The sequence below is a fragment of the Brevibacillus massiliensis genome (assembly GCF_000311785.1).
Lineage (GTDB): Bacteria > Bacillota > Bacilli > Brevibacillales > Brevibacillaceae > Brevibacillus_C > Brevibacillus_C massiliensis.
Genome location: NZ_HE978563.1, coordinates 1 through 2,746, shown reverse-complemented (window position 1 = coordinate 2,746; position 2,746 = coordinate 1). Strand labels below are relative to the sequence as shown.

Annotated in this window: 2 protein-coding genes; one reads left to right on the top strand and one right to left on the bottom strand. The window is 55.4% G+C overall.

Features of this window, described 5'->3' with window-relative positions:
• Window positions 1–20 precede the first annotated feature (20 nt).
• Window positions 21–1,259: a M20 family metallo-hydrolase gene (locus tag HGBM_RS26050; protein WP_019124012.1), complete on the bottom strand. Its 1,239-nt coding sequence runs from the start codon at window positions 1,257–1,259 to the stop codon at window positions 21–23.
• Window positions 1,260–1,620: 361 nt separating this feature from the next.
• On the opposite strand from HGBM_RS26050, the gene HGBM_RS26045 reads away from it, so the two are divergent.
• A partial coding sequence (locus HGBM_RS26045; protein WP_019124011.1) for a cation:proton antiporter occupies window positions 1,621–2,746 on the top strand: 1,126 nt, incomplete at its 3' end.

Genomic DNA, 2,746 nt, shown 5'->3' with positions numbered 1-2,746 from the left:
AAATTGGGCTGCTGGTTTTTTTACTCCCCGCCGGCCATCCGCAGCACGGTCCGGTACAGCAATTCCGTCCCAAGCGCCAAATCCTCGTCGGATGAATATTCCGCAGGATTATGGCTGATGCCGTCGCGGCAGCGGATGAAGATCATGCCGTAATCACAGGCGTAAGACAGGGCGAGCGCGTCGTGGAATGGACCGCTCATCAGCTCGGGCGGGGTCAATCCCATTTTGCGGCTCTCTTCCCGCATGATCTCTTTGATCCAATCGGCACAATACCGCGGTTCGCTGTTGGTATCTTCGCGAATCTCCAACGTCAGGCGATGCTGCTCGGCGACGCTTTCCATCACCTCGCGAAGCTGTTGTTCATAACGGTTGCGCCGATCAAGGTCAATATCGCGCAGATCAATGGTAAAGACGACCTCTTCCGGTATGATGTTGCGGGAATCGGGAAAGACGCGAAGGCTGCCAACCGTGCCGACCGCCGGTGAACCCTGCTGTTGCTGCACGATCCGATTGAGCGCCAAAATCACCTCGGCTGCCCCCACCAGCGCGTCCTGCCTGAGCGGCATCGGCACTGAGCCGGCGTGTCCGGCAAATCCTTTCAGCGTTACCGTCAGCCAGAGCGGGCCGGAGATGCCTGTGACGATGCCGACCGGCTGTGCCTGTTTGTCGAGAATCGGCCCCTGTTCAATATGCAGTTCCAAATAGGCGTGTATGCTTCCCGGAGGATAGATGGATTCGGCAAATCTGGCCGGGTCGCAGCCAAATTCCCGCAGCGCTTGCTCGCGTGTGATGCCGTCTTTATCCGCACGCTCAAGCTCCCCCTCCTCCAGTCTGTCCAGAATCCCTCGCGACCCGAACAAGCCCTTGTTAAACCGCCAGCCTTCTTCGTCGCAGAAGGAGACGACTTCGATCGGCCGGTCCGGCACGATTCCCGCCTCATGCAGCGTGGCGACCGCTTCGATCCCTCCGAGAACCCCTGCTACGCCGTCAAAGCGGCCACCATAAGGCTGGGAGTCAAGATGGGAACCGATCATCAAAACCGGGGCTTCCGGATTTTTTCCCTCCAAACGTCCGATCAGGTTGCCAAAATGGTCCATTCGAACCTGCATGCCAGCTTCTTCCATCCATTGCCTTGCTACCCTAAACGCTTCCTTTTCCACCGGGGACAACGCCGGGCGACACACTCCTGTCTCGCCAATTTGACCGATCTTCGCAAGTGTTTGAATGTGTTCCGCCAGTCTTCCTGCGTTGATCTGCATGTTCACCTCTCCTTTCCTCTCAAACCGCCTGATTGGGCAAAAGTACGTGGGGACGGGATTTGCCAAGCTATAACAATTATACGGCATTCGATTGCCAATATTCGAGGAAATCGCCAAAGTGCCCTCACCCTGCTTAACGCTGCATGGATGATTTATTTCGTTCGGAGAAAAATAACTGCGAGGCGGACAGCGGACTTGCACCTTCGTTTGTGGGCAGGCTGCCGGATTGCATCGCGATTGGCCATGTTCATATTAGCCAACGCTGATTTGTCACTTGTTTGACACAAATAAGCGAATCTTTATAACTCTTTTTTCCGTAAACCTTACTAGGCCTACATTCTGTTAGCCTGAGGGGGAATCTATGACACTATTTTTTGAACTTGCACTTATCCTGCTTAGCACCAAACTGGCCGGTGACATCAGCGTCCGGCTGGGACAGCCCGCCGTCCTCGGCAAGCTGATCATCGGGATCATCATCGGTCCTGCCGTCCTCGGCTGGATAACAGGTTCCGAACTCATCGACCAACTGAGCCAAATTGGTGTTCTTCTGTTGATGTTTCTGGCCGGTCTGGAGACCGATCTGCACGAGCTCAACCGGAATCGCAACGCTTCGATGGCGGTCGCGGTCGGCGGCGTCATCCTGCCTTTTCTCGGCGGCTACGCAATGGGCCTGATGTGGGGCATGGAGCAGACGCATGCAGTGTTCGTCGGCTTGCTCTTGTGTGCTACCTCTGTCAGCATATCCGTCCAGACTCTGCGCGATTTGGGGCGGCTCAGCTCCCGGGAAGGAACCACGATCCTTGGTGCCGCCGTCGTCGATGACGTCCTGGTCGTCATCCTGCTCGCGTTTGTGATGAGCATGCTGGGCGCCCAAGATGTCAGCCTGTGGCTGGTCATCGGGAAGAAAGTCATCTTTTTCGTCTCCATTTTCCTGATCGGCTGGAAACTCGTCCCTTTGGTCATGCGTTGGCTGGCACCGCTGAAAGTGACGGAAGCCGTGATCAGCGCAGCGCTTATCCTGTGCTTTTCCTTTGCGTTTTACTCGGAAACGATGGGAATTGCCGGAATCATCGGCGCGTTTGCAGCCGGAGTGGCGATTGCCCAGACCAATTACAAAGAAGAAGTCATTCACAAATTGGAACCGATTGCCTATGGCGTATTCGTTCCGGTGTTCTTCGTCAGCATCGGCCTCTCCGTCACATTTAGCGGGATTGCCGATCAGTTCTGGTTCATTGTCATCCTCTCCTTGATCGCGATCGTTACCAAGCTGGTAGGCTGCGGTTTGGGGGCAAAATTGACCGGATTCAGCACGCATTCCGCACTGGGGATCGGCGCCGGGATGATCTCACGCGGAGAGGTTGCCCTGATCATTGCAGCCATTGGTCTCGAATCCCAACTGCTGAAGCCGGAGTATTTTACATCCACAATAATCGTCGTGATTGTCACTACACTGGTCACGCCGCCATTGCTCAAAGTCTTGTTTAAGG

Bases quoted from the DNA above. Each gene is read 5' to 3' on its own strand.
- HGBM_RS26050 (WP_019124012.1), bottom strand. From the start codon at position 1,259: ATGCAGATCAACGCAGGAAGACTGGCGGAACACATTCAAACACTTGCG.